This window comes from Micromonospora sp. ALFpr18c, assembly GCF_008868155.1.
Taxonomy (GTDB): Bacteria; Actinomycetota; Actinomycetes; order Mycobacteriales; family Micromonosporaceae; genus Micromonospora.
In genome coordinates, this window is sequence record NZ_WBKR01000007.1 from 48,603 (window position 1) to 71,119 (window position 22,517).

The window sequence follows — 22,517 nt, forward strand, 5'->3', positions numbered from 1 at the left end:
CCGTCGTCGATAGCCGACGCGAGCCCGGGCCGGGGTGTCGCGGCGCGGGTACGGTGGGTCCATGGCGCAGTTCGTGGACTGGGATCTGGCCGCCGCCACCGCGGGGGCGTTGAGCAAGTCGGGCCCCCGGGTGTCGTACACCGAGGCCACCGACGTGGTGGGCGATCTGCGACGGCTGACCGACGAGGCGGCCGGGCACGTGGCCGACTACACGGGGCTGCGGGCGCAGGTGGCGCATCCGCCGGTCCGGGTGGTTGACCGCCGGGACTGGGCCGCCGCGAACATCGCCGGCCTGCGTGAGGTGATCACCCCGCTGGTCAGTCGGCTCTCCGGCGAGAAGCCGCCCGGCGCGTTGACCGAGGCGATCGGGTCCCGGCTGACCGGGGTCCAGGCCGGCACCGTGCTGGCCTACCTGTCCGGCCGGGTGCTCGGCCAGTACGAGGTCTTCTCCGCCGACCCCGGCCAGTTGCTGCTGGTCGCACCGAACATCGTCGAGGTGGAGCGCAAGCTTGGCGCCGACCCGCGGGACTTCCGGCTCTGGGTCTGCCTGCACGAGGTCACCCACCGCACCCAGTTCACCGCGGTGCCGTGGATGCGGGCGTACTTCCTCAGCGAGGTGCAGGCTTTCGTGGACGCCTCGTCCAGCGGCGGCGAGCACCTGACCGAGCGGCTGCGACGCGGCGTCGCGACCCTGTCCGAGGCGGTCCGCGACCCGGAGAGCCGGACCAGCGTGCTGGACATCGTGCAGACTCCGGCGCAGCGGGCCGTGCTGGATCGGCTGACCGCGCTGATGACGCTGCTGGAGGGCCACGCCGAGTTCGTGATGGACGGCGTCGGCCCGCAGGTGATCCCGAGCGTGGAGCGGATCCGGGCGTCGTTCAACCGGCGTCGCGAGGCGGGCAATCCGCTGGAGAAGGCGATCCGTCGCCTGCTCGGGGTGGACGTGAAGATGCGTCAGTACGCCGAGGGTCGCAAGTTCGTGCACGGCGTGGTCGAGCGGGTCGGCATGGACGGCTTCAACTCGATCTTCAACTCGCCGCTGACCCTGCCCCGGCTGTCCGAGCTGGCTGACCCGGATGCCTGGGTGGCCCGGGTGCACGGCCCGGCCGGCACCATCCCGGCCGCCGGCTGACCCGCCCTCCGGTGGCTGCGCTCGCCCCGCCGGTGGCCGCGATCCGGGTGGCGGTTCGCCGCGCCCTGATCGGTCTGCCGACCGGAGGGCCGGTGCTGGTCGCCTGCTCCGGTGGCGCCGACTCGCTCGCCCTGGCGGCGGCCGCCGTGTTCGTGGCGCCCCGGCTCGGCTTGGCCGCCGGCCTGGTGACCGTCGACCACGGCCTGCAGGCCGGTTCCGCGCAGCGGGCCGCCGAGGTGGCGACCTGGGCCCGTGACGCCGGCTTCCCGCTCGTGCAGGCCGTCCGCGTCGAGGTGGCCGGCCGCCCGGGAGGGCCGGAGGCGGCCGCCCGGGAGGCCCGGTACCAGGCGTTGACCGAGGTGTCCCGGCAACATGACGCGGTCGCCGTGCTCACCGGGCACACCCGTGACGATCAGGCGGAGACCGTGCTGCTCGCGCTCGCCCGCGGTGCCGGCCCGCGCGGGCTGGCCGGGATGCCGGCCCGGCGGGACCTGTCCGGTGTGCCACTGCTGCGCCCGCTGCTGGGGATCGCCCGGGAGCAGACCCGCGCCGCGTGCGCCGTGCTCGGGCTCCAGCCGTGGCAGGACCCGCACAACACCGACCCGTCGTACGCCCGGTCCCGGGTGCGGGCCGACGTGCTGCCAGCTCTGGTGCGGGCGCTCGGGCCCGGCGTGCTGGACAACCTCGCGCGCACGGCCCTGCTGGTGGCGGCCGACAACGCCGCCCTCGACGAGCTGGCGGAGACGGCGCTGACGGCGGCCCGGCATCCCGAGGGTGGGCTCGCGGTGCCGGCGTTGACCATCCTCGCCCCCGCCGTACGCGGCCGGGTGCTGCACGCCTGGGCGCGTGAGCTCGGCGCCCTGCCGGGTGCCCTGTCCCATCGGCACGTCGCCGCGCTGGACGCGTTGATCACCGACTGGCACGGTCAGGGGCCGGCCGATCTGCCCGGGGGGGTCCGGGTGCTCCGCCGCGCCGACCGGCTCGCTCCGGTGAGCCCGGACTGACCTCAGACGCTGTGTGTCCGGTCCCGGAAGGTGGTCCGGTAGCTGTGCGGGGTGGCACCGACCCGGCGGCTGAAGTGGTGCCGCAGCGCCGCCGCGTCGCCGAAGCCGGCCTGGTCGGCGACCTCCTCCACGCTCAGCGGCGTCTCCTCGAGCAGCCGTCGGGCGAGCAGCACCCGCTGGTTGGTGAGCCAGTCGTGCGGGGTGGTGCCGGTTTCGGCGCGGAACCGGCGGGCGAACGTGCGGGGAGCCATGCCGGCGCGGGCGGCCAGCTCCTCCACGGTGATCGTCCGGTCGAGGTGTCCCATCAGCCACTCCAGCACCGGCTCCAGGGTGGGTGCCTCGGGCACCTTCGGGATCGGCGCCTCGACGTACTGTGACTGGCCCCCGTCGCGGTGCGGCGGGACCACCATCCGCCGGGCCAGGCGGGTCGCGGTGGCCGAGCCGTGCTCCTGTCGGATCAGGTGCAGGCAGGCGTCGATACCGGCCGCGGTGCCGGCGCTGGTGAGCAGCCGCCCGTCCTGGACGTAGAGGGAGTTGCAGCGCACCCGGGCGCGGGGATGACGGCGTTGCAGCTCGTCGACGTACCGCCAGTGGGTGGTGCACTCCCGGTCGTCGAGCAGCCCCGCCTCGCCGAGCAGGAAGGCGCCGGAGCAGACGCTGAACAGGTGCGCGCCGCGGGCGTCGGCGCGGCGCAGCGCGTCGAGCACCGGGCCCGGAACGACGGTGCCCTGCGTGTGCGCGGGGACGGCCACCAGGTCGGCGTCCTCCACCGGGCCGAGGTCGGCGTGCGGGGTGAGGTGGAAGCCGGAGGAGGTACGGACGGCCGCGCCGTCCGGGCTGCACAGCTGGAAGCGGTAGCCGGGGAAACCGTCGACCGTCCGGTCGGTGCCGAACACCTCGGCGAGCACGCCGAGCTCGAACGGAGCGACCTGGTCGAGGACGAGGACGGCGACGTTGCGGAGCATGTGACGAGGGTAACCCCAGAGGTGGCAGTAAATCGATGCCCAGTGGCATCACTGCCACTGTCCGGTCGGCGCGAGGGGTCGCAGACTGGTGTCAGTCCGGTGCGCACCGGCGGCGAAACCGACAGCAACCATGCGAAAGTGAGCGCCGCCATGGAGTTCCTGCTCTTCCTCCTGTTCCTCGTCCTGCTCGTCGCCGCCTCGGCGACCGGCCTCACCGCCGACAGTCACGATTCGGCCGACTGGAAGCCCAGCGAGGACGGCCGCCGCTGGCGGTCACGTACGAGCTGAGGTGTTAGCGGCTTATGCGACGAAAAATCCCGGGCGGGACCGCGCCAAAAGGTGCGGCCCCGCCGACGGAGGCCATCCGACGTACGGCAGGCTAGGAGTCATGGCTGACGGCTCCTGGTACGACGCCGACATCGACCACGTGATCATCTCCGAGGCGCAGATCCGCGAGAAGACGGCGGAACTGGCCAAGCAGGTCTCCGCCGACTACGCCCACGTGGGCGACGGACTGCTGCTGGTCTGCGTGCTCAAGGGCGCGGTGATGTTCATGGCGGACTTCGCCCGGGCGTTGGGCCGCAACGGCCCCCCGGCCGAACTCGACTTCATGGCCATCTCTTCCTACGGCCAGGGCACCACCTCCTCCGGCGTGGTGCGCATCCTCAAGGACCTCGACCGGGACATCGCCGGTCGGCACGTCGTGGTCGTCGAGGACATCGTCGACTCCGGCCTGACGCTGTCCTGGCTGCTGCGCTACCTGGAGTCCCGCTCGGCGGCGAGCGTCGAGGTCGTCGCGCTCTTCCGCAAGCCGGACGCGGTCAAGGTGCCGGTGCCGGTGAAGTACGTCGGCTTCGACATCCCCACCGAGTTCGTCGTCGGGTACGGCCTGGACTTCGGCGAGCGTTACCGGGAGCTGCCGTACGTCGGGGTGCTCAAGCCCGAGGTCTACGCCCGCTCCTGACGGCATGCCGTGGCCGCCGGCAGACGGTGTGAGGCCAACTCGTATCGGTATCCGTCAAGCCGACGTTCAGCGGGCTCTCAGTTGTTGCGGTTACCGTGGAGCCCGGTGGCGCGGAATGTAACTCCGCGTCCGGCTCCCTCGACCGCGTGACCGGGCGTTCGGGTGGCCGGGACGGACTCCCCGCCACGCCGGTTTTCGCCCGGACCCGCCGTACGTCGGTGCGGGGCTGGCGGGCCTGCCCACGGTGTGCGCCGTCGATGTCGAAGGTGCGCGAAGTGCGGGGCTCGCAAGCTCACTCCTCGCGTACACGGTGTACCGTCGAATGACCGCGGCGCGGCAGTTGCGCGCCTCGGGGTCGAGGCCGGCCCGCACGGCGGCTCCGGCCGCCGCACACCGCGGCGACACCATCAGACGGTCAGGACGTCGATCAGGAGGATGCGGGCGCCCCGGCGCTCGACAACAGTATGGAACGTACGCGTTTCTTCCGCCGACCGGTGGTCTGGATCATCCTGGTCATCCTCGGCGCCGTTGTGCTCAGTCAGCTGTTCACCGCTGGTCCCAGCTACCACCGCGTGGACACTTCCGTTGCGCTCGACCAGCTGCACACCGCCAAGATCAATAAGGTCGTCTTCCAGGACAAGGAGCAGACGCTCCAGCTCGACCTGGCCCAGAAGACGAAGTTCGGCGAGACCACCACCAACAAGATCGAGGCCCAGTTCCCGTACCAGGTGGGCGACGAGGTCTGGAACGAGGTGCTGGCGGCCAAGGCGGCGAACCGGGTCACCGGCCCGGCCGACGCCAAGGTCTCGTCGGACAGCATCTGGATGAGCCTGCTCATCAACCTGCTGCCCATCGCGCTGCTCGTGCTTTTGCTGCTGTTCTTCATGTCGCAGATGCAGGGCGGCGGCTCCCGGGTGCTCAACTTCGGCAAGTCCAAGGCGAAGATGATCACCAAGGACACCCCGAAGACGACCTTCGCGGACGTCGCGGGCGCCGAGGAGGCCGTCGAGGAACTGCACGAGATCAAGGACTTCCTGCAGAACCCGGCGAAGTACCAGGCCCTCGGAGCCAAGATCCCGAAGGGCGTGCTGCTGTTCGGCCCGCCCGGTACCGGTAAGACGCTGCTGGCCCGCGCGGTCGCCGGCGAGGCCGGGGTGCCGTTCTACTCCATCTCCGGCTCCGACTTCGTGGAGATGTTCGTCGGCGTCGGCGCCAGCCGGGTCCGTGACCTCTTCGAGCAGGCCAAGGCGAACGCCCCGGCGATCGTCTTCGTCGACGAGATCGACGCCGTCGGTCGACACCGTGGCGCCGGCATGGGTGGCGGCCACGACGAGCGCGAGCAGACGCTCAACCAGTTGCTCGTCGAGATGGACGGCTTCGACACCAAGGGCGGCGTCATCCTGATCGCGGCCACCAACCGACCGGACATCCTCGACCCGGCGCTGCTGCGCCCGGGCCGGTTCGACCGGCAGATTCCGGTGGACGCCCCCGACATGGAGGGCCGCAAGGCCATCCTGCGGGTGCACGCCAAGGGCAAGCCGTTCACGCCCGACGTCGACCTCGACTCGGTGGCCCGGCGTACCCCGGGCTTCAGCGGCGCCGACCTGGCCAACGTGATCAACGAGTCGGCTCTACTCACCGCCCGCAAGGACCAGCGGGCGATCACCAACGACTCGCTGGAAGAGTCGATCGACCGGGTGATCGCCGGTCCGCAGCGACGGACCCGGGTGATGAGCGACCAGGAAAAGAAGATCACCGCGTACCACGAGGGTGGGCACGCGCTGGTCGCCTGGGCGCTGCCGCACGCCGCTCCGGTGCACAAGGTGACGATCCTGTCCCGTGGTCGCTCGCTGGGCCACACCCTGGTGCTCCCGACCGAAGACAAGTACACCCAGACCCGCGCCGAGATGATCGACACCCTGGCGTACGCGCTGGGCGGCCGGGCCGCCGAGGAACTGGTCTTCCACGAGCCCACCACCGGTGCCGGCAACGACATCGAGAAGGCCACCCAACTGGCCCGCGCGATGATCACCCAGTACGGCATGAGCTCCAAGCTCGGTGCGATCAAGTACGGCACCAGCGGGGACGAGCCGTTCCTCGGCCGCAACATGGGCCACGAGCGGGACTACTCGGACTCGGTGGCCGCCGAGATCGACGGCGAGATGCGGGCGCTGGTCGAGCTGGCGCACGACGAGGCCTGGGAGATCCTGGTCGAATACCGGGACGTCCTGGACAACATCGTGCTCGAGCTGATGGAGAAGGAGACCCTCTCCACGGCCGACATGGCGCGGATCTGCTCCCGTGTGGTCAAGCGCCCGCCGCTGGCACCGTACAACGGCTTCGGCAAGCGCCAGCCCTCCACCGAGCCGCCCGTGCTCACCCCCGCGGAGAAGGACAAGCTCAAGGCACAGGCCCAGGCCGACGGCGCGCAGGCGTCCGTCGGTGGTGGGGCGCCGTTCAACAACTCGGACGGTACGCACTGAGCAACGACCCGACGGCCAGCTCCCCCCACCGGGAGCTGGCCGTCTCCGCGACCGAGCCCGACGGCGACGACGGGCTCGACTACGTGGCCGCCCGGCTGATCAGCGGCAGGCTGACCGGCCGACCGATCGAGGACGCCGTCGACCTGGGCCGCATCGAGAAGGCGGTCCGGGAGATCCTCATCGCGGTCGGCGAGGACCCCGACCGCGACGGACTCCAGCAGACACCCGCCCGGGTGGCCCGCGCGTACGCCGAACTCTTCGCCGGCCTCCGGGTCGACCCGGCCCAGGTGCTCAGCACCACCTTCGAGGCCAACCACGAAGAGCTGGTGATCGTGCGGGACATCGACGTGATGAGCCTCTGCGAACACCACCTGCTGCCGTTCCGGGGCAGCGCGCACATCGGCTACATCCCCGGCCCGGACGGGCGGATCACCGGCCTGTCCAAGCTGGCCCGGCTGGTCGAGGTGTTCGCCCGCCGCCCCCAGGTGCAGGAGCGGCTCACCTCGCAGGTCGCCGACCTGCTCATGAGCAAGCTCGCCCCGCGCGGCGTCGTCGTCGTGCTGGAATGCGAGCACATGTGCATGGCGATGCGCGGCATCCAGAAGTCCGGTGCGAAGACCATCACGTCGGCCGTACGCGGACTCCTGCAATCGGACTCCAAGTCACGGGCCGAGGCGATGGCGCTGATCATCCCCCGCTGACCGTTCGACCGAACCCGGCCGGCCGTCCCCACCAGGGCGGCCGGCCGTCCCGTACGCACACCCCGCCGTCGGTCAGCCGGCCAGCAGGGCCAGCGACAGACCGGCCGTGACCAGCACCGCCGGCACCAGGCAGACCAGCGCGCCGAAGCGCACCGTACGGTCCAGACGCTCACCCGGGTCGGGCCGGAACACCCGTCCGACACCCAGCCAGGCGACGGCGAAGGCGACCGCCGGCATCGGCAGCCCACAGATCACCGCGGCCACGCTCGCCGGACCCGTCCCGGTCGCCGCGTACACCACGATCTGGATCAGCGGCACGAGCAGTGCCAGCGGCCCGTACACCAGCAGATTGCGCACCCGGGCGGGCCAGGACCCCGGGCGGAGCCGGCGGCGCGCGGCGAGCGCCGCGTCCGCACCCTCGGCCCACCCCCGCGCCGTCCGCAGCGAAGCCAACACGGCCGCCGGGCCGCCCGCCATCGACCGGGCCGCCTCGGACAGCTCCGGCGGCGACGGCACCAACGAGATCGCCGGTACGCCCAACTCCCGCAGCCGTTCCTGCTGACTCGCCAGCCCGGTCCGGACCAGCGTCAGCTCCTCCCGAGCAGCCTCCGCCGACCGGGCCTGCTCACCGGCGGCAGCCGCCGCGCCGCGGCGTACCCCATCCAGCTGGCGGGCCGCGGCGAGGTACTCCGACCAGGCCGTCGTGGGTTCCGCGTCGGGCCCGGCGGTACGCTGCCGCCCCGGCCCGGTCACCGTCGCGTTCGGACCCACACCCACACCCTCCGCGTCCACCGCCGGATCACCCGGCCTCGTCAGCGAACGGCACCAGAACCGTGCCCCGCTCGTCCGGACCGTCCCAGAGCACCGCCCGATCGGGGCGGCCCCGCCACTCCACCGGCCGGCCGAAGACCGCGGAGAGCTGCGCGGCCGGCACGTCCACCACCGCCACGGCCGCCACCTTGTTCACCTCGCCGTCCGGCTCCAACAGCGCGGCGAACGGCGGCACCGCCCGCCACCAGCCCAACAGGTGTCGACCGGCCGGCGGCCCGTCGCGCAGCAGCGCGCGCAGCTGGTCCACCGGCAACTCCCGCGGCCCCGGCCGGTCCAACCCGAAGACCACCAGATAGGTCGGCAGGTCAGCGTCCACGTCCGTGAGCAACGTCGGCAGGTCCACCATGCTGGCCGGATGGCGGGCGGCCAGCTCGGCGGTCAACGCCTCCGCCAGCGGCCGGGCACCCGGATCCGGTGCCGCCACCAGGAACCGGGCCGTGCCCGGCGGATGATGGACGGCCGTGCTGCGGGCCGCCGTCGCGAGCAGCCCGCCCGCCGCCGGCCCCGACCCCAGCACCGCGAGGTTGCGTCCCGCAGCCGGCCCCAGCGGTACGGCGACCGTCGAGCGGGCCACGTCCACCGCCCGCCCCAGCAGAGCCGCCGGCCCGTGCGCCTGCCCGGCCGACGCCGCCCGGTAGCGCGGATCATTGCCCAGCAGCGGTCGGGCGTACCCGGCGAACACCACCGGTGGCACCGAACCCGCCGGCCGGGCCTCCCACAGCTCGTGTCGCAGCCGCTCCACCACCTCCGGGTGGTCCTGCGGGTCCGGATGCCGGATCAACCGCTCGTGACCCCGGGTCGCGCCGCGCGGGCCGCCGAGTCCGCCAGCCGTGTTCACCACCGCGCTGCCCACCGGCAGACCGGCGGCCGAGTCATTGGTCGGCTCCAGCACCGGGCTGCCACCCGGCAGTGCCACCCGCACCGGGAACTGCCCCAGCACCGAATCCCGGTGCCCGGCGTCCGCGCGGGCGGACAACCCCAACTCACCCGCGCCGGCCAGCACCAGATGCACACCCCACGCCCGACCGGCCCGCGCCAGCCCGTCCAACTGGGCGGCCACCTCGGCGGCCAGCCGGTCCCGTTCGGCGAAGAGCAGCGGCACATTGTCCACCACGCAGACGATCCGGGGCAGCGGCCGGTGCTCGCGCAGCTCCGCGAAGCGCTGCCCACCGGCCCGCCCACCCGCCTCCGCCCGACGCCGCACCTCGGCCGTCAACTCGTCGAGCAGATCCCGGACGTACTCCCGGTCGGCGGCCATCGCGGCCGCCCGCACCTGCGGAATCCAGGACCGGTCCCGTTCGGTCTGCAGGAACTCAACGAAGGACTCACCGTCGCCGAGATCCACCAGGTGGAGCGCCAGGTCGTCCGGGCCGTACCGGGCCGCCAGACCGAGCAACGCGGTGGTCAGGAACGCCGCCCGGGCCTCACCGGACCGGCCGCTCACCAACCAGTGCGGCGTCAACTCGGTGAAACCCAACGGCACCGCCCGCCCCCCGGCGTCACCGACCGTGGTCGTCAACCCGTTCGCCCGGTCCGACTCCCAGAGGCGGTCACCCGTCGGCGGTAGCAGCTCCGACAGGCCCAGCCGGGAACCCGCCTCCACCTGCGCGGCGAGCCGCCGACACACCGCGTCCACCAGATCGGCCGGAGGATCCGCCTCGACGAAGACCGGCGAATTCAACCCACCCGGTGCCTCCGCACCCGGACCCGCGAAGGACGCCCCCGGCGGATCACCGAGCAACGCGTACGCGTTACGCAGCGCCAGAGCCGTCGCGTGCGGCAGCGGTGCCCGAGCCGCGTACGGGCCGGCAGGCGGCCAACCGGCCACCACCAGGTGCAGCCCGGCCGTCGGCCCCTGCTCGGCCAACGCCTCGATCCGTGCCAGATCCGTCGACCCGGTCAGCTCCGGCAGCGCGGCAACCACCAACAGCAACGTACGGTCGTGACGCCGCCGCCCACTCGCCCCCGGAGTCACCCACTGCTCCGCCTCCGTCAACACCGCCCGCAGACCCGCCACGTCCACCGCCGGCGGCGGCAACAGGCCGGCATCAGCGAGCGCCCCGAACGGGGCGAGCACAGCGCCCGTGACATCCACCGCACGAACCAGCAGCGAACCAGCCGGCGCCGCACCCAGCGACCTCAACAGCACGGCCCGGAGCAGCCCCGCCACCCGAGGCTCCCGCGCGTCGACGTCCACACTCAGATGACCCGTGCCGACAAGAGGCACCAGCGCCGGAAAGCGGGCATCATCCAACGGCGCCGCCGTACCGACCCGGACGAAGAGCGGCGGCCCGTCGCCCGCCGGAGAGTCCACCGTCAGCGAATCCAGGGCAGCCCCCGACCAACCCGGAGCCAGCCGCGCCGCGACCACCCGAAGCCGATCGGCCGCCTCGTACTGGCGGCGCTGATCGGCAGGAGCCGGTCGGGTCTCGTCGAGGATGCCGGCCGCAGACGTCGCCACGGCGGCAGCCCGGCGGTGCAGAGCTGCGGCGCGGTTCGTGCGAGCCCTCAGACCGGCCACCGCGTCCACCCCCTCAAGCCGAGGTTGGCAACCCCTCCCCGAGCAGAGACGGTATCCCAGCCGAGGCCGCTCCTACGGGAGGTGCCGCGGCGGTGCGCCGGTGATGTCGGGGATCTCACCGGTGGGGAGGGGTCCGTCACGATCCGCTGGATCTGAGGCATTGGCTCCGGGGCGTCCAGCCGATAACGTCAGGAGGTGGAATCAGTGCAGCCCCCCGCCGGTTCCCAGGTCTCCCGCGTACCGGCCCAGCGGACGCCGTCCGAACAGCTGCCGCCGGCCCCGGCCGCGCCGGCATCTCAACCGCCGCGCCGCCGAATGCGGACCGTGTTCACCGTGGTCGCCGGAGTGCTCGCCCTGCTCGCCGTCGGCGCCGGCCTCACCGGTTACGTGCTGTACGACCGCGCCACAACTCCCGACCGCAGCGCACCAGATGTGGTGGTGGACAACTACCTGCGCGCATTCCTCGTCGATCGCAACGATACGAAAGCGGACCTCTTCACATGTGAGAGCGGGACGCAGTTGGAGGCGCTTAGGTCGCTGCGAGCCGACCTAGTCGCTCGTGAAGAGAGGTTCGGGGTCGCAATTTCTGTGAGTTGGGGACCTCTAGCTATGCAGAAGCAAGCGGATGTCGCTGGCGTTCAGGTCACGTTGATCATTTCTGCCCGAGTGGATGGCGTTAGCCAAAGCGATCGTCAGCCCTGGCAGTTCGACACTCGGTTGGCTGAAGGTTGGCGGGTGTGCGGGGCCACCCAGACGCCCTGACACTCACTCGATCCAGAGCAGATGCACCGGGACCTCCAGGGTGGTGGGTGACTGGCCGCGCCAGGCCCAGCGGTACCACTCCACCTCGGGTGTGATCCGGACGCAGATGTCTCCCTCGGCCCCCGAGTAGGTTTCGGTGACCGCCCGCAGGTCACGGTGCTCCCGCGCGCCCTCGACGTGCACCACCCGCCGCCCTGTCACCGCGTCCGCCTCGAAGACGGGTGTGGGGGACGGGTGTGCCGGGCCGTCCAGCGAGACCAGCCGGAGGCCGCTGGTCCGGGCGCCACCCGGTCCTGGCCGCTCACTGACGGTCTCCACCCAGACCCGCTCCACCGGAACCAGCGGCGCGAACACCTCGACCTGCTCGGCCTCTGCCCGGTACCACTCGTGTTCGGGAATCACCGGCACGTAGGTGCGGGCGCCCTGCACCACCCGGTCGTCTGCCCGCAGGTCACCCCGCCAGCCCAGCCCGGGCAGCCCGACCAGCACCCGCCGTCCGCGCAACTCCACCCGGTCGGTGGCAGGGACGATGGACAGTGGGCGGGGTGGCTGGGGTGCCCAGTCGGGCTGGTCGGCGAACGGGTCTGGCAGCGGTCCGGTCATGCCTGCGGTGGCCTCACGCCGGACGGCGCAGCGGAGCGCCCCGATCGCGCATGAACGGCACCGGGTTCACGGCACCGGAGGGGTTGCGGTCGTTGCGCAGGTGCACCTCGAAGTGCAGGTGCGGGCCGGATGAATTGCCGCTGCTGCCTACCTGGCCTATCACTTCGCCGGCCGCAACCATCTGTCCCTTCTTGACGCGGGGCTGGACCACCATGTGGCAGTAGCGCGTGACGTAGCCGCCGGCGTGCAGCAGATCGACGAACCAGCCGCAGCCGCCCTTGTCAGGGTATCCGTCCACATTGCAGTCCTCTCGGCCGCGATGGTCCGGGTCGCATTTGGCGGTCAGCACGCGGCCGGCCGCTGCGGCGCGGATCTCGGTGCCCTTGGCCACACCAATGTCGGCCCCGTCATGGCCGGGTCGGCTGGCGGTACGGAAGCCGGAGACGACGTTGCCGGGTACCGGTGCGGTCCAGCCGGAGGCGGCGATCTGGCCGCGTTCGGCCGCGTTGCACACCGCCTTACCGCTGATCTCGACGGTACGAGCTGCGCCGCCGGCCAATGCGTTCACGATTCGGCTGGACACCTCCTCGTGCTTGGCGTACGCATCCGGATAGGCGCTGATCTGAACTCGCTGTGCCACCGCGGTCAGCGGTTGATGCTGCCAGGTCCGCAGCTTGACGAGCTTCTCGTAGAACTTCCGAGCGGTGTACGCGGGTGTCATCCGTTGGGCGACTGTGCCCCACCCTGGCCGTTGCTGGAACAGGCCCAGCGAGTCGTGGTCGGCACCGACGCCCTCGTGTGGCAGGGCCAGCGACGCGGGTACCTTACTGTTCGCCAGATTGCGTAGGGCGGACTCCTGCATCGCTGTGGCCAGGGCGATCACCCAGCCACGAGACGGCACCTTCATGTCTTGGCCGACCTTGATGATGATTGCGGCGTTGCGGATCTGTGCGTCGCCATACTCGATGAACCGCGGTAGTTCGCCCGTAATGCTCACCGAACGGATCGGCCCACACTCCAGGCTCGCCTGATCGTCCCCGTCCTTCGCGTCGTCGCCGCCGAGGCCGGTGAGGAAGAACGCCGCAGTGCCTCCGGTGCAGCACAGCAGGAGCAGCAGACCGGTGAGAGTTGCGGCGATCACGCCGAGTCGGAGGGGCCGACGGCGGGTGGCGGCACTACCAGCGCTGATCACGGCCTCTCCCAGTCCACCACGTCGACCAGCCATCCTCCATCGGAGGCGACCAGTTCCAGCCGAAGCTGCCCGGCGTCGAGGGGAAGCAGCATCTCCACGAACGTCTCGGTCCGCTCCCGCATGGTCGGGGATCCCATGACCTTCTCGGCGGGCACGGTCTCGGGCTCGGCGCCGGACAACTTCTCGGTCAGCGTCGGAGTGGAGAGCGGTCGCATCCCGGCCTGCCACTCTTCGGCGGTCATTCCGGGGCGGCCGAGCCAGGCGGCAGCGAACTGCTCGGCGGTCTGCTCGGGTGTGCGGGCGCCGGACCGGGTCACCGGCGATGGTGGCGCCTCGGTGGAGAGCATACCGTCGTCGCCGGCCGTCGGGTCGACGGTGGTGATCGGCCGGTTCGGTCGACTACTCAACCCGTCTCCGGAGTCGCCCGGGCCAGCAACGAGGCGGGCCGCTCCGATCACGCCGAAGATGAGCACCGCGATGACCAGCGCCACCCCCAGCCGGGAACGTAGCGCCCGGGTGAAAAGAAACTCGAGTGCCCGTCGCATCGCCGTCACCGTGCCTCGGAGCGCACCCGCGGTCCGGTGCGGTCGGGTGCACGCTCGGTGGACCCCGGTCGGTACACCACGAACGACGGGTTCTCGGCGGGCACGTCCGGCTCGGTCCAGGTCGCCGGCTGTCGCTGGCGGGGTTGCGGCGGCACCGCACCACGTCGACCGCCGGACTCCTGCGCGGGCGCCTCGTCCACGCGTTCACGACCGTCCGGTCGCCCGGCGTCGGTGCGGCCGCCACCCACAGGGGCCGGCGAGGCCGAGGTCGGATCCTCGTGCCGCGCCTCCGGCCGTAGCCGGGTCTGCTCGGCAACTGGTGACCGGCGCCGACCGCCGACGGGTTCCGCGGTGCCGCCGGGCTCCACCACGTCAAGGCGCGCCGCGACCCGCATGTCGCGGAAGAACCGACGATGCCAGGAGCCAGCCGAGCTGACCGCCTCGCTGCTGTCCTTGCCGCCGAGTTGGGTGATCCGTCGGTACGGCCGCAGCAGCAGCCAGCCGACCACCCCGCAGAGCCAGACCAGCACCACCTGGAGCCAGCCCGGCAGCGCGGGCGTACTCATGATCAGGTCGACCGCGAACAGGTAGATGGCAGCGCCGGTGCCGAAGATGGCGATGTTGAAGACCGCAGCGATCACCGCGTTCGCCAGCCGCCGCAGCCCGGCGCTGGCTGGCCGAAGGAGCCCGACGGTGCCCAGGATGGGCGCCGCGATCACCGCCCACCGGAAGATCAGGAAGCCCAGCAGGACCAGCACCGACGCGGTCAGGTCGAACATGGCGAAGAGTACGGCCGCGAGCACCGCGATGAACCCGGAGCCGATTCGATCCATGTCCCGGCTGCCCGTCAGGAACTCGTATGCCTCCGGGTCCTCGGTCTTGATCTGCTCCGCCACAGTCATCCACTGCTGCTGCTTTGCCTTGATTGTCCCAGGACGGGTGGCCGGGTTGGCACGCAGCTTCTCCGACTCCTCCCAGGAGAACGCCTTGGCGTCATACAAAGCGGGGCCGTATTTGCGGGCTGTCTCACTGTCGGCCGAGCCGAGCACGCCGCGTAGCCAGTTGCGGTAGAGCATGGATTCGGTGGCAGTGTCGCTGGCCCGTACAGCTGGCGGCCGCTTGTCGACACAAGCGTCTGGGTTGGGAACAGCACAGCGTTCCGGCGGAGTGTCTTTGGTAGCCGGACCTATCGCGTCATGCACGACACCGAGCGAGGTGATCAGAGTGCCGTCAGCGATGTTCGCCGACTTGACCGGCCAGGCAGCCAGCGCGGTGACGGCCACCATTACCAGCAACGCCCAGCCGGCAGTGGTCATCGCATTACTCATGTCCGACTGGCGTGAGCGCCAGAGGAGATAGAGACCCACCACGCAGAGCGTGATAATCCCGAAGACGCTGAACACCTTTTGGTAGACCGCTTTGGTGGCCTTCTCCACCAGCGGGTCGGCCCAACTCCACATCGTCCGGGGATCCCAGGCCCGCTCCCGAAGAGCGTTCGAGGCACCCACGACCGCAGTGGCCATCATGAACTCGCCGTTGGCGACGGTCGTGGTGAACTTGTAATCGGGATGGAGGACGGTGGAGGCACATCCGCCATCAACGTCATAGGTGTTGTAGCTGTAGCCGCCGTAGCCGTAGTCACTGTAGAGGCCCTTTGGGCCGAGCAGCTTGGACGATTCTGGGCGTGAAGCGAACCAGCCGGCCAGGCCTGAATCCGGGGCGGACGGCACAGGCGGCTTCCGACACTCGACTTCTGCCTCGCCGACCTGCTTGAGCTTCGCCACGCAGGCGCGGAAGTCGGCCTGCCATTCCGGGGTCGTGCAGAGGTCGGCGCGGGCCTGCGCGACGGGTGGTGCGGCGGCAGCCGCCTCCGCACCGATCAGTGGCCAGGTGAGGCTTGCCCCGGCCAGTACGCCGAGGGCGAGCAGGAACGACGTGATCCTTGCCCGGGCCCTCGCCATGTCACGCCTCCAGATCCGGCAGGGGGATGCTCGGTAGCACTCCGGCCGCTGCGGCGATCGCGGCGGGCGTCGTGTCGAGGTGGTCCAGCAGTCCGTCGACGTACGAGACGTCGACGCGGACCTTCTGCACCCGGCCGTCGACGTCGCGCATCACGAACTCGCGGAAGCCGAGCCGGTTGGCCGAGCTGGTGTCGGCGGCGGAGAGGGAGGCCAGGGTGGCCTCGTATCCGTCGTCGACCGGCACCCGCAGCAGCCGTAGTGCTTCGGAGGCGATCTCTGCGTCTTCGGCGATGCGGCCGACGAAGACGGTGGAGACCAGGTTCTGTACGTCGAGGCCGAGGATGTCGCGGGGGTTCTGCGAGGCGACCAGGGCGGCGAGGTTCCATTTGCGGGAGTCTCGGGCGAGTCGGACCAGGAACGACCGGCCGGAGCGCCAGCCCTCCATGAAGTGCGCCTCGTCCAGGCCGACGAGTTTCCGCGATGACATCGATCCGCCGTAGCAGCGGCGGACGGCGAGTCGGTGTGCGGTGTGCAGCATCGGCAGGGCGAGGGCTTCCTCGGCAGACCAGTACTCGCGTTCGATCTTCAGGTCGGGCAGCCGCAGCCCGGCCATGGTGATCACGGTGAGCGCGGCGTCGGCCCCGAGCAGCCCTTCCGGTGGGCGGCCGAAGAAGAGCATGGCCAGCGGCATCTCGGCCGTGTCCAGCAGCAGGTTGGCCAGTTCCTTGCCGGCGTCGTCGTCGAGGCGCCCGAGGCAGCTCACCACGTCGTCGAGGGTGGAGGTCTCCTCGGCGGGGACCTGGCGGACGGCGTGCCGGAACAGGGTGGCGGTGGACGCTTCCCGGGCCACCTGCGGTGGCACCAGCATCATGCAGATGTCCTGGACGAGCATGCGTCGTTCGGCGCGGGCGTTGGAGACCGCGATCTCGAACTCCCGGTCACCGGCCGCACCCACGCCGAACTCGCTGCGCAGCGGTGTCGGGATGAGTGAGTAGGGCGCGAGCGTGCCGTGCTCCGAGCCGGTCAGGTTCAACACCCGGGAGTACGGCCGCAGTTCGGGCATGGCGCAGAGTCGGGCCAGTGGGCCAGACGGGTCGAGCAGGGTCACCTGGACGCCCCGTCGGGCGGCCAGGTAGCCCAGTGCGCCGAGCAGGGTCGACTTGCCGCCTCCTGGCTCGGCGACGAAGACCGCGAGCCCGGAGCGTTCCCGGACCTCCATGGGGAAGTGCAGGTCGAGGAAGACCGGGCGGCGGCAGGTGCCGGCGGTCCGGCCGATCAGGTCGCCCCGCCGGTCGCCCACGTTGGACGCGGCCTGCGGGAGGGCGGCGGCGAGCAGCGGTACCGGCATCCGGCGGACGTACCCGGTGTTGGCGATCGGCTCGCCGGGGATGAACTCGCGGGCCAGCCAGTCCTGGTTCTTCGGATGCTGGAGCGAGATGCGCAACTCGCGGGAGTAGAGCTGGATGAGGCGGCGGGCCCGCTCCATGCATTCCTCCCTCGTCCGGCCGCCGACCGCGATCCGGTGCCAGCCGTGTGCGCGGGCCGAGTCGACGGGCAGCCCGGTGGTCATCTCGTCGCCGATCACCAGCGCCCGCTTGGCGAGCCGTTCCAGCTCCGGGGGTGCGTCGATGCCGTGCTCGGCGTAGTCGAGCTGCTGTGAGCGGATCATCCGCAGTCGGTGTTCGAGATTGCGGAACGAGTCGCCGGAGCCGAGGATGTCGACCCGGGTGGAGATTTCCATGGGCCAGGGCAGTCGCTCGTGGAAGTGCAGCCAGGGCTCGTGTCGTTCCGGGATCTCCAGCGGTTCCATCCGACCGACGGCGAGTACGGCGACGTGCCGTTCCTCGCCGGTCATCCGGTTGACCAGCTTCACCGTGGAGCCGTACGGGGTGCGGTAGCGCTCGACCTGTTCGGTGAGAGCCAGCAGGTCGCCGCGTTCCCACCGGCCGTCGGTCACCGGGGAGAGCGTGCCCGGGGGTGCCATGCACAGCGCCACCGAGCGGTAGAGCAGCCACTCCAGCTCCTGTGCGGTGACCCGCCGGCCGCGCATGCCGAACGCGCCGAGCACCTCGTCGAACTGCTCCACGGTGCGGCCCAGCTTGCGGCGTTCGCCGTCGGCGGTGCCCCGGCCGAAGGTGCGCAGCAGCCGCTCGGTGAGCGAGTCACCGAGGGACCGGCGGGCGAAGGTGACGCCCAGGTAGGTCTGTCCTTCGGCGTGGTTGACGGCCATCAGGTGCCGCTGGGCGGCGACCAGGTGGTCGGCCCATCCGGCCGTGCCGGGTACGTCGGGCAGCGGCGACGCGGTGTGCGCGTCGATGGTGCGCGCCCACTCGTCGGCGGGGAACGGTCGGGTGGTGCGGCGCAGGTGCAGTCGGAAGCCGGCCAGGCCGGCGTACTGCTCGGAGATCGCCGACAGCAGCGCCTCGCGTTCGGCGTCCGGGCGGAACGCCCACCGCACCTCGGGCAGCCAGTACCAGGCGGTGACGGTGTTCGGGGTGAAGGTGAGGTGGCCGGCGATCTCGGTGATGGCCAGTTCGACCGACGGGTCCCGATCCCCAAATTTGATCTTCGGGGCGCGTACCCGGGTCGGTCGGACGGGCCGGTCCTGCCGGCTCGCGGTGCGCTGCCGTGGCGCGGCGACCTCTTTGCCGGCCTCCCTGGGCCGCTCCGGGGCGGCCGTGCGGTGCGGCGCACCCTCCAGAGTCGGCCGGGCCGCCGGGGCGGTGCGGGCCGCCGGGGCGGTGCGGGCCGCCGGCGCTGCTGCCCGGTCCACCGCCGGCCGGTCCGCCGGGGCGGGTGGTCGTTCGACGGGCCGGGTGCCGGGTGCCCGGGTCGCCGGGCCGGCGGTCGACGCGGACGCGCCTCCGGCGGTCGGCGCAGGGTCGTTGGCGGGGTGCAGCGGTGGCAGTCGGTCACCCGCCTGATGCGGCACCCGGGACTCGCTGCCCGGGTGGGCGTCCGCCCATCGTGGTTCGACGGGCCGCCGGGCGCTGGTGGGCCGGTCGTCGGGCGTCCACGGTGGCTCCAGCTCGGGAGCCGGACGGGCCGGAGTCGGCGCGGCAGCGGGTGGTTGCTGCGGGATCGCCGGCTGTTCGCGGGTGGCCGGCCCCGCGGTCACGGCTCGTGCAGCGCCGGGGCGCGCGCCACCGAACAGGTCCAGGAAGGGTGAGTCGATGTCGGCGTTCTCGCCGGCCGTCACCGCGGTGGGCTCGGCGGGCGGCGTACGTCGGGACACCGGCCGGGGTGCTTGGAAGACGCCGACCGCCCCGTGCCCGGGCGAGGTCACCAGCGCGGGGTCGAGGGCCACCTCGTCGTCACCTTCGGCGTAGTCGAACGACTGCGCACGGTGACCTGCGGGTGCGCCCGGGCGGCCGGCCGGGGAGCCCGGCGTGGAAGAGCGGCTCATGCGATCGCCCCACCCGCGTTGTACGACGGACCGATCGGTGTACGCCCGGTCATGCCAGCTCCTCCCGGATCCTGATCCGGCTGCCGACCAGGCGCGGATCGCGCTGCTCGACCGCCGGCTCCCGGGTGCGTCGCCAGTCGGTCAGCGCGGTGCGGATGACCACCCGCGCCGGCCGGTCCGGGTCGACGTGCCGGAAGATGAACGACGTGGTCACGATGGCCAGTGCGATCTCCCAGGCGGGGAAGAGCTCGACCGTGAACGTGAACAGCCAGTGGATGAACATGTAGAGGGGGACGAGCAGGATGAAGAGCCCGTACTGGGCGTACGGCAGGTGGACCGGCAGGGTGTAGCCGGGCGGCCCGAGGTAGACCAGGCGTGCCCGGTAGATGTCGTCGTCGGTGCGCAGCCGCATCTGGTGAACGCGCCTATTCGAAGATCAGGTCGATCAGGTAATCGCCGACGAAGAAGAGTGTTGCCGCGCCGGCGATGAAGGCCAGCCCGACGATGGCGATCGCGGAGCTGGTGAGCACCTTGGAGATCTCGCCCCGGCTGGCGCGGCCGATGAAGATGACGCCCAGGACGGCGAGCAGGATCGGTGCGATCTTGCTGGCGAAGAAGGTGACCACACTGTTGGTGTCGATCCCCTTCGGGGCCGGCTCGGCGAGCGGAGCCGACGCCAGGGTGGAGAGCGCGTGGGCGACGCCGGACGACGCCGTCTCCATGAGCTCGAAGGCGATCACTGGAACCTCCCCATAGCGCGGCCGGCGGTGCCGCGGCGGTGCAATAGGCAAGCCTTGCGGGAAATGTGCTCCACAGGGCGCAGCGTCCTCGACCCTGTGTTCGTTACTCACCACGGAGAGTGGTGAGCTTTGGGCGGTTTTCCCCCGCTTCGGCCCTCCCTCCACGCTTCGCCGTCTCGATGCTGGCCAATTCCAAAGCGTACGGGCCGCCCCGGATTGCGACAAGCCGCGAAGGGACTGCCCGATTCTGCCCGGACGACCGATCGTACACCTGTTCTAACTCGCACGTCAGGGATGGTCGACCCGGGTCGGAGGGTGCCGCCACCGCGACCGGTACCGTCTAGTCGTGACCGATCTGGTACGGGCTCCGGGCCCGGTGGTGATGGGCGTTCTCAACGTCACGCCGGACTCCTTCTCCGACGGCGGACGGTACGCCGACCTCGACGCCGCCGTCGGACACGGCGTCCGTCTGCGGGACGCGGGAGCCCACCTGGTGGACGTCGGCGGCGAGTCGACCCGACCGGGCGCCGAGCGGATCGACGCGGCGACGGAGGCCGGCCGGGTACTGCCGGTCATCCGCGCGTTGACCGCGGCCGGTGTGCCGGTCAGCATCGACACCAGCCGTGCCCGGGTGGCGGAGGCCGCCCTGGGTGCGGGCGCGGCGGTCGTCAACGACGTCTCCGGTGGCCTGGCCGATCCGGACATGGCCCGGGTGGTCCGCGACGCCGGTTGCCCCTGGGTGCTGATGCACTGGCGGGGTCACTCGCGGCAGATGCGCGAGCTGGCCAGCTACGGCGACGTCGTGGCCGACGTCCGTGCCGAGCTGGCGCAGCGGATCGACTCGGCGCTGGCCGCTGGCGTCGCCCCCGACCGCATCGTCATCGACCCCGGCCTCGGCTTCGCCAAGACGGCCACCCACAACTGGGAACTCAGCGCCCGCCTGCCGGAGCTGCTGGACCTGGGGTATCCGCTGCTCTTCGGCGCCAGCCGCAAGTCGTACCTCGGTGGGCTCCTCGCCGCCGCGGACGGCACGCCGCGGCCCACCGCGCAGCGCGAGGCGGCCACCGTCGCCACCAGCCTGCTCGCGGTGGCGGCGGGCGCCTGGGGGGTACGCGTGCACGACGTGCGCGCGACCGCCGACGCGCTCGCCGTCTGGACGGCCACCGGCAGGCCGCGGGTGACCGCCGGCCACGAGCGAGAGGTGCGGTGATGGCGACCGACCGGATCCAGCTCACCGGCCTGCGCGCCCGCGGCCGGCACGGGGTGTACGACTTCGAACGCGCCCAGGGTCAGGACTTCGTCGTCGACGCGGTCCTGGAGCTGGACCTCGCCCCGGCCGCGGCCAGCGACGACGTCACCGCGACGGTGCACTATGGCGAGCTGGCCGAGCGTCTGGTCGCGGTGGTGACCGGCGAACCGGTCAACCTGATCGAGACGCTGGCGGACCGGCTGCTCGCGGTCTGCCTGGCCGACGAGCGGGTGGACACCGCCACGATCACCGTGCACAAACCGGAGGCCCCGGTGCCGCACACCTTCACCGACGTGGCGGTCACCCTGACCCGGACGCGAGCGAAATGACCCGTGCCGTCCTCTCGCTCGGCAGCAACCTGGGCGACCGTCTGGAGCACCTGCGCACGGCCGTCGCCACGCTCGGCGACGCCGTCCTGGTGGTCTCCGGGGTGTACGAGACTCCACCGTGGGGCGACGCCGACCAGCCCGCGTACCTGAACGCGGTGCTGCTGGCCCAGGACGGGGCCGCGACCCCGCGCGACTGGCTGGAGCGGGCCCGGGCCGCGGAACGCGCGGCCGGCCGGGTCCGTGACCCGCAGCGGCGGTTCGGGCCGCGCACTCTCGACGTGGACGTCATCGCGGTCTGGGGCGACGACGACGAGCCGGTGCTCAGCGACGACCCCGAGCTGACCCTGCCGCACCCCCGGGCGCACCTGCGGGCGTTCGTGCTGCGGCCGTGGATCGACATCCAGCCGTACGGGCGGCTGCCCGGGCACGGCTGGCTGACCGACCTGCTGACCACCGGTCCGGCGGCGGGCGACGTGCTGGATCTGCGTGCCCGGCCGGAGTTGGCGTTAGAGTCGAGCGCATGACCGAGTGGAGCCGGCCGGCATGACGCAGGCGAAGTCCCCACCACCGGGTGGGCCGGGCCCGGACGGGTCGCGGATGGGCCCCACCCGGATCTCGAGTCTGGTCGTGGCCGCTCTGGCCGCCGCGGCCGTGGCCTGGCTGCTGATCAGCACCCTCTACTACAGCGGCATTCCCCGGCTGCCCTGGCTGCCGGTGGTGACGCTGGCCGCGCTGGCCGTGCTGGAGGCGTACGCGGCCGTCAACACCCGGGGCCGGATCGAGCGCAAGCCCGGCCGGGAGCCGGTCAACCCGCTGCTGGTGGCCCGGTTCGTGGTGCTGGCCAAGGCGTCCGCGCTGGCTGCCGCCATCTTCGCCGGCTTCTACGCCGGGCTGACCGGCTGGCTCTTCGTGGAGTCCACTCGGGCGGCCGCGGACGATCGGCCGGCCGCCGGTGGCGGTCTGCTGGCCTCGCTGGCGCTGGTCGGCGCCGCGCTCTGGCTGGAACGCTCCTGCCGGGTGCCGGAGCGCCCGGACGACGAACGTGAGCCCGACCAGCGGGAGAGCCGCCCCGGCCAGCGCTGACCATGGGGTTACGCCCGGCTCCGGGCGCGGGTACGGTGCCTGCGAT

General features: G+C 71.8%; 21 protein-coding genes. 11 read left to right on the top strand and 10 right to left on the bottom strand.

Annotated features, from left to right (window positions below):
• The first annotated feature begins 61 nt into the window (after window positions 1-61).
• Both F8271_RS03055 and tilS read left to right on the top strand, forming a co-directional pair.
• Entirely contained in the window at window positions 62-1,132 is a 1,071-nt protein-coding gene (locus F8271_RS03055) for a zinc-dependent metalloprotease (protein WP_151488058.1), read from the top strand.
• An 11-nt stretch (window positions 1,133-1,143) separates the two neighbouring features.
• On the top strand, window positions 1,144-2,136 hold the full coding sequence (tilS, locus tag F8271_RS03060) for a tRNA lysidine(34) synthetase TilS (RefSeq protein WP_151488059.1): 993 nt from the start codon (window positions 1,144-1,146) through the stop codon (window positions 2,134-2,136).
• 2 nt (window positions 2,137-2,138) lie between these two features.
• Here the strand turns inward: tilS and F8271_RS03065 are convergent, their stop codons facing one another.
• Entirely contained in the window at window positions 2,139-3,101 is a 963-nt protein-coding gene (locus F8271_RS03065; RefSeq protein WP_151488060.1) for a GlxA family transcriptional regulator, read from the bottom strand.
• 138 nt (window positions 3,102-3,239) lie between these two features.
• On the opposite strand from F8271_RS03065, the gene F8271_RS32140 reads away from it, so the two are divergent.
• The 4 genes from F8271_RS32140 to folE all read left to right on the top strand — a co-directional run bounded on the left by F8271_RS32140 (window position 3,240) and on the right by folE (window position 7,249).
• Window positions 3,240-3,389, top strand: coding sequence for a hypothetical protein (locus F8271_RS32140; RefSeq protein ID WP_192580118.1), 150 nt, complete (start codon window positions 3,240-3,242; stop codon window positions 3,387-3,389).
• Window positions 3,390-3,489: 100 nt separating this feature from the next.
• Window positions 3,490-4,065 (top strand): hypoxanthine phosphoribosyltransferase, encoded by a 576-nt coding sequence (hpt, locus tag F8271_RS03070; RefSeq protein ID WP_030328005.1) that lies wholly within the window; start codon window positions 3,490-3,492, stop codon window positions 4,063-4,065.
• A gap of 464 nt (window positions 4,066-4,529) precedes the next feature.
• Window positions 4,530-6,548, top strand: coding sequence for an ATP-dependent zinc metalloprotease FtsH (gene ftsH / locus F8271_RS03075; protein ID WP_151488061.1), 2,019 nt, complete (start codon window positions 4,530-4,532; stop codon window positions 6,546-6,548).
• A 35-nt stretch (window positions 6,549-6,583) separates the two neighbouring features.
• On the top strand, window positions 6,584-7,249 hold the full coding sequence (gene folE / locus F8271_RS03080; RefSeq protein WP_151488062.1) for a GTP cyclohydrolase I FolE: 666 nt from the start codon (window positions 6,584-6,586) through the stop codon (window positions 7,247-7,249).
• Window positions 7,250-7,321: 72 nt separating this feature from the next.
• On the opposite strand, the gene F8271_RS03085 is transcribed toward folE, so the two are convergent.
• The gene (locus F8271_RS03085; protein WP_151488063.1) at window positions 7,322-8,020 is read right to left on the bottom strand and encodes a hypothetical protein; all 699 of its coding nucleotides are present in this window, start codon (window positions 8,018-8,020) and stop codon (window positions 7,322-7,324) included.
• Window positions 8,021-8,048: 28 nt separating this feature from the next.
• On the bottom strand, window positions 8,049-10,610 hold the full coding sequence (locus F8271_RS03090) for an FtsK/SpoIIIE domain-containing protein (RefSeq protein WP_151488064.1): 2,562 nt from the start codon (window positions 10,608-10,610) through the stop codon (window positions 8,049-8,051).
• A 195-nt stretch (window positions 10,611-10,805) separates the two neighbouring features.
• On the opposite strand from F8271_RS03090, the gene F8271_RS03095 reads away from it, so the two are divergent.
• Complete coding sequence (locus F8271_RS03095) at window positions 10,806-11,363, top strand: hypothetical protein (RefSeq protein WP_151488083.1); 558 nt, start codon at window positions 10,806-10,808, stop codon at window positions 11,361-11,363.
• 3 nt (window positions 11,364-11,366) lie between these two features.
• On the opposite strand, the gene F8271_RS03100 is transcribed toward F8271_RS03095, so the two are convergent.
• From F8271_RS03100 to F8271_RS03130, 7 genes are read right to left on the bottom strand one after another with little or no spacing between them, the layout of a single operon-like run.
• Window positions 11,367-11,966: a hypothetical protein gene (locus tag F8271_RS03100; RefSeq protein WP_151488065.1), complete on the bottom strand. Its 600-nt coding sequence runs from the start codon at window positions 11,964-11,966 to the stop codon at window positions 11,367-11,369.
• Window positions 11,967-11,979: 13 nt separating this feature from the next.
• Window positions 11,980-13,155 (bottom strand): M23 family metallopeptidase, encoded by a 1,176-nt coding sequence (locus F8271_RS03105; RefSeq protein WP_225854135.1) that lies wholly within the window; start codon window positions 13,153-13,155, stop codon window positions 11,980-11,982.
• Window positions 13,155-13,712, bottom strand: a complete 558-nt coding sequence (locus F8271_RS03110) for a hypothetical protein (protein ID WP_151488067.1) — start codon at window positions 13,710-13,712, stop codon at window positions 13,155-13,157. The genes F8271_RS03105 and F8271_RS03110 overlap by 1 nt, the downstream gene beginning before the upstream one ends.
• Window positions 13,709-15,664, bottom strand: coding sequence for an MFS transporter (locus F8271_RS03115; protein WP_151488068.1), 1,956 nt, complete (start codon window positions 15,662-15,664; stop codon window positions 13,709-13,711). The genes F8271_RS03110 and F8271_RS03115 overlap by 4 nt, the downstream gene beginning before the upstream one ends.
• A gap of 1 nt (window position 15,665) precedes the next feature.
• Window positions 15,666-19,070 carry an ATP-binding protein gene (locus F8271_RS03120; protein ID WP_151488069.1) on the bottom strand — a complete coding sequence of 1,135 codons (3,405 nt, stop codon included), beginning with the start codon at window positions 19,068-19,070 and terminating at the stop codon, window positions 15,666-15,668.
• 49 nt (window positions 19,071-19,119) lie between these two features.
• Complete coding sequence (locus tag F8271_RS03125; RefSeq protein WP_151488070.1) at window positions 19,120-19,482, bottom strand: hypothetical protein; 363 nt, start codon at window positions 19,480-19,482, stop codon at window positions 19,120-19,122.
• Window positions 19,483-19,495: 13 nt separating this feature from the next.
• A complete protein-coding gene (locus tag F8271_RS03130) occupies window positions 19,496-19,810 on the bottom strand; it encodes a hypothetical protein (protein WP_030327982.1) in 315 nt (104 codons plus the stop codon).
• A 346-nt stretch (window positions 19,811-20,156) separates the two neighbouring features.
• On the opposite strand from F8271_RS03130, the gene folP reads away from it, so the two are divergent.
• From folP to F8271_RS03150, 4 genes are read left to right on the top strand one after another with little or no spacing between them, the layout of a single operon-like run.
• Window positions 20,157-21,020, top strand: a complete 864-nt coding sequence (folP, locus tag F8271_RS03135; RefSeq protein ID WP_151488071.1) for a dihydropteroate synthase — start codon at window positions 20,157-20,159, stop codon at window positions 21,018-21,020.
• A complete protein-coding gene (folB, locus tag F8271_RS03140) occupies window positions 21,020-21,388 on the top strand; it encodes a dihydroneopterin aldolase (RefSeq protein ID WP_151488072.1) in 369 nt (122 codons plus the stop codon). The genes folP and folB overlap by 1 nt, the downstream gene beginning before the upstream one ends.
• Window positions 21,385-21,912 carry a 2-amino-4-hydroxy-6-hydroxymethyldihydropteridine diphosphokinase gene (gene folK, locus F8271_RS03145; RefSeq protein ID WP_151488073.1) on the top strand — a complete coding sequence of 176 codons (528 nt, stop codon included), beginning with the start codon at window positions 21,385-21,387 and terminating at the stop codon, window positions 21,910-21,912. The genes folB and folK overlap by 4 nt, the downstream gene beginning before the upstream one ends.
• A 19-nt stretch (window positions 21,913-21,931) precedes the next feature.
• Entirely contained in the window at window positions 21,932-22,471 is a 540-nt protein-coding gene (locus F8271_RS03150; protein WP_151488074.1) for a DUF3180 domain-containing protein, read from the top strand.
• The last annotated feature ends 46 nt before the right edge of the window (window positions 22,472-22,517 follow it).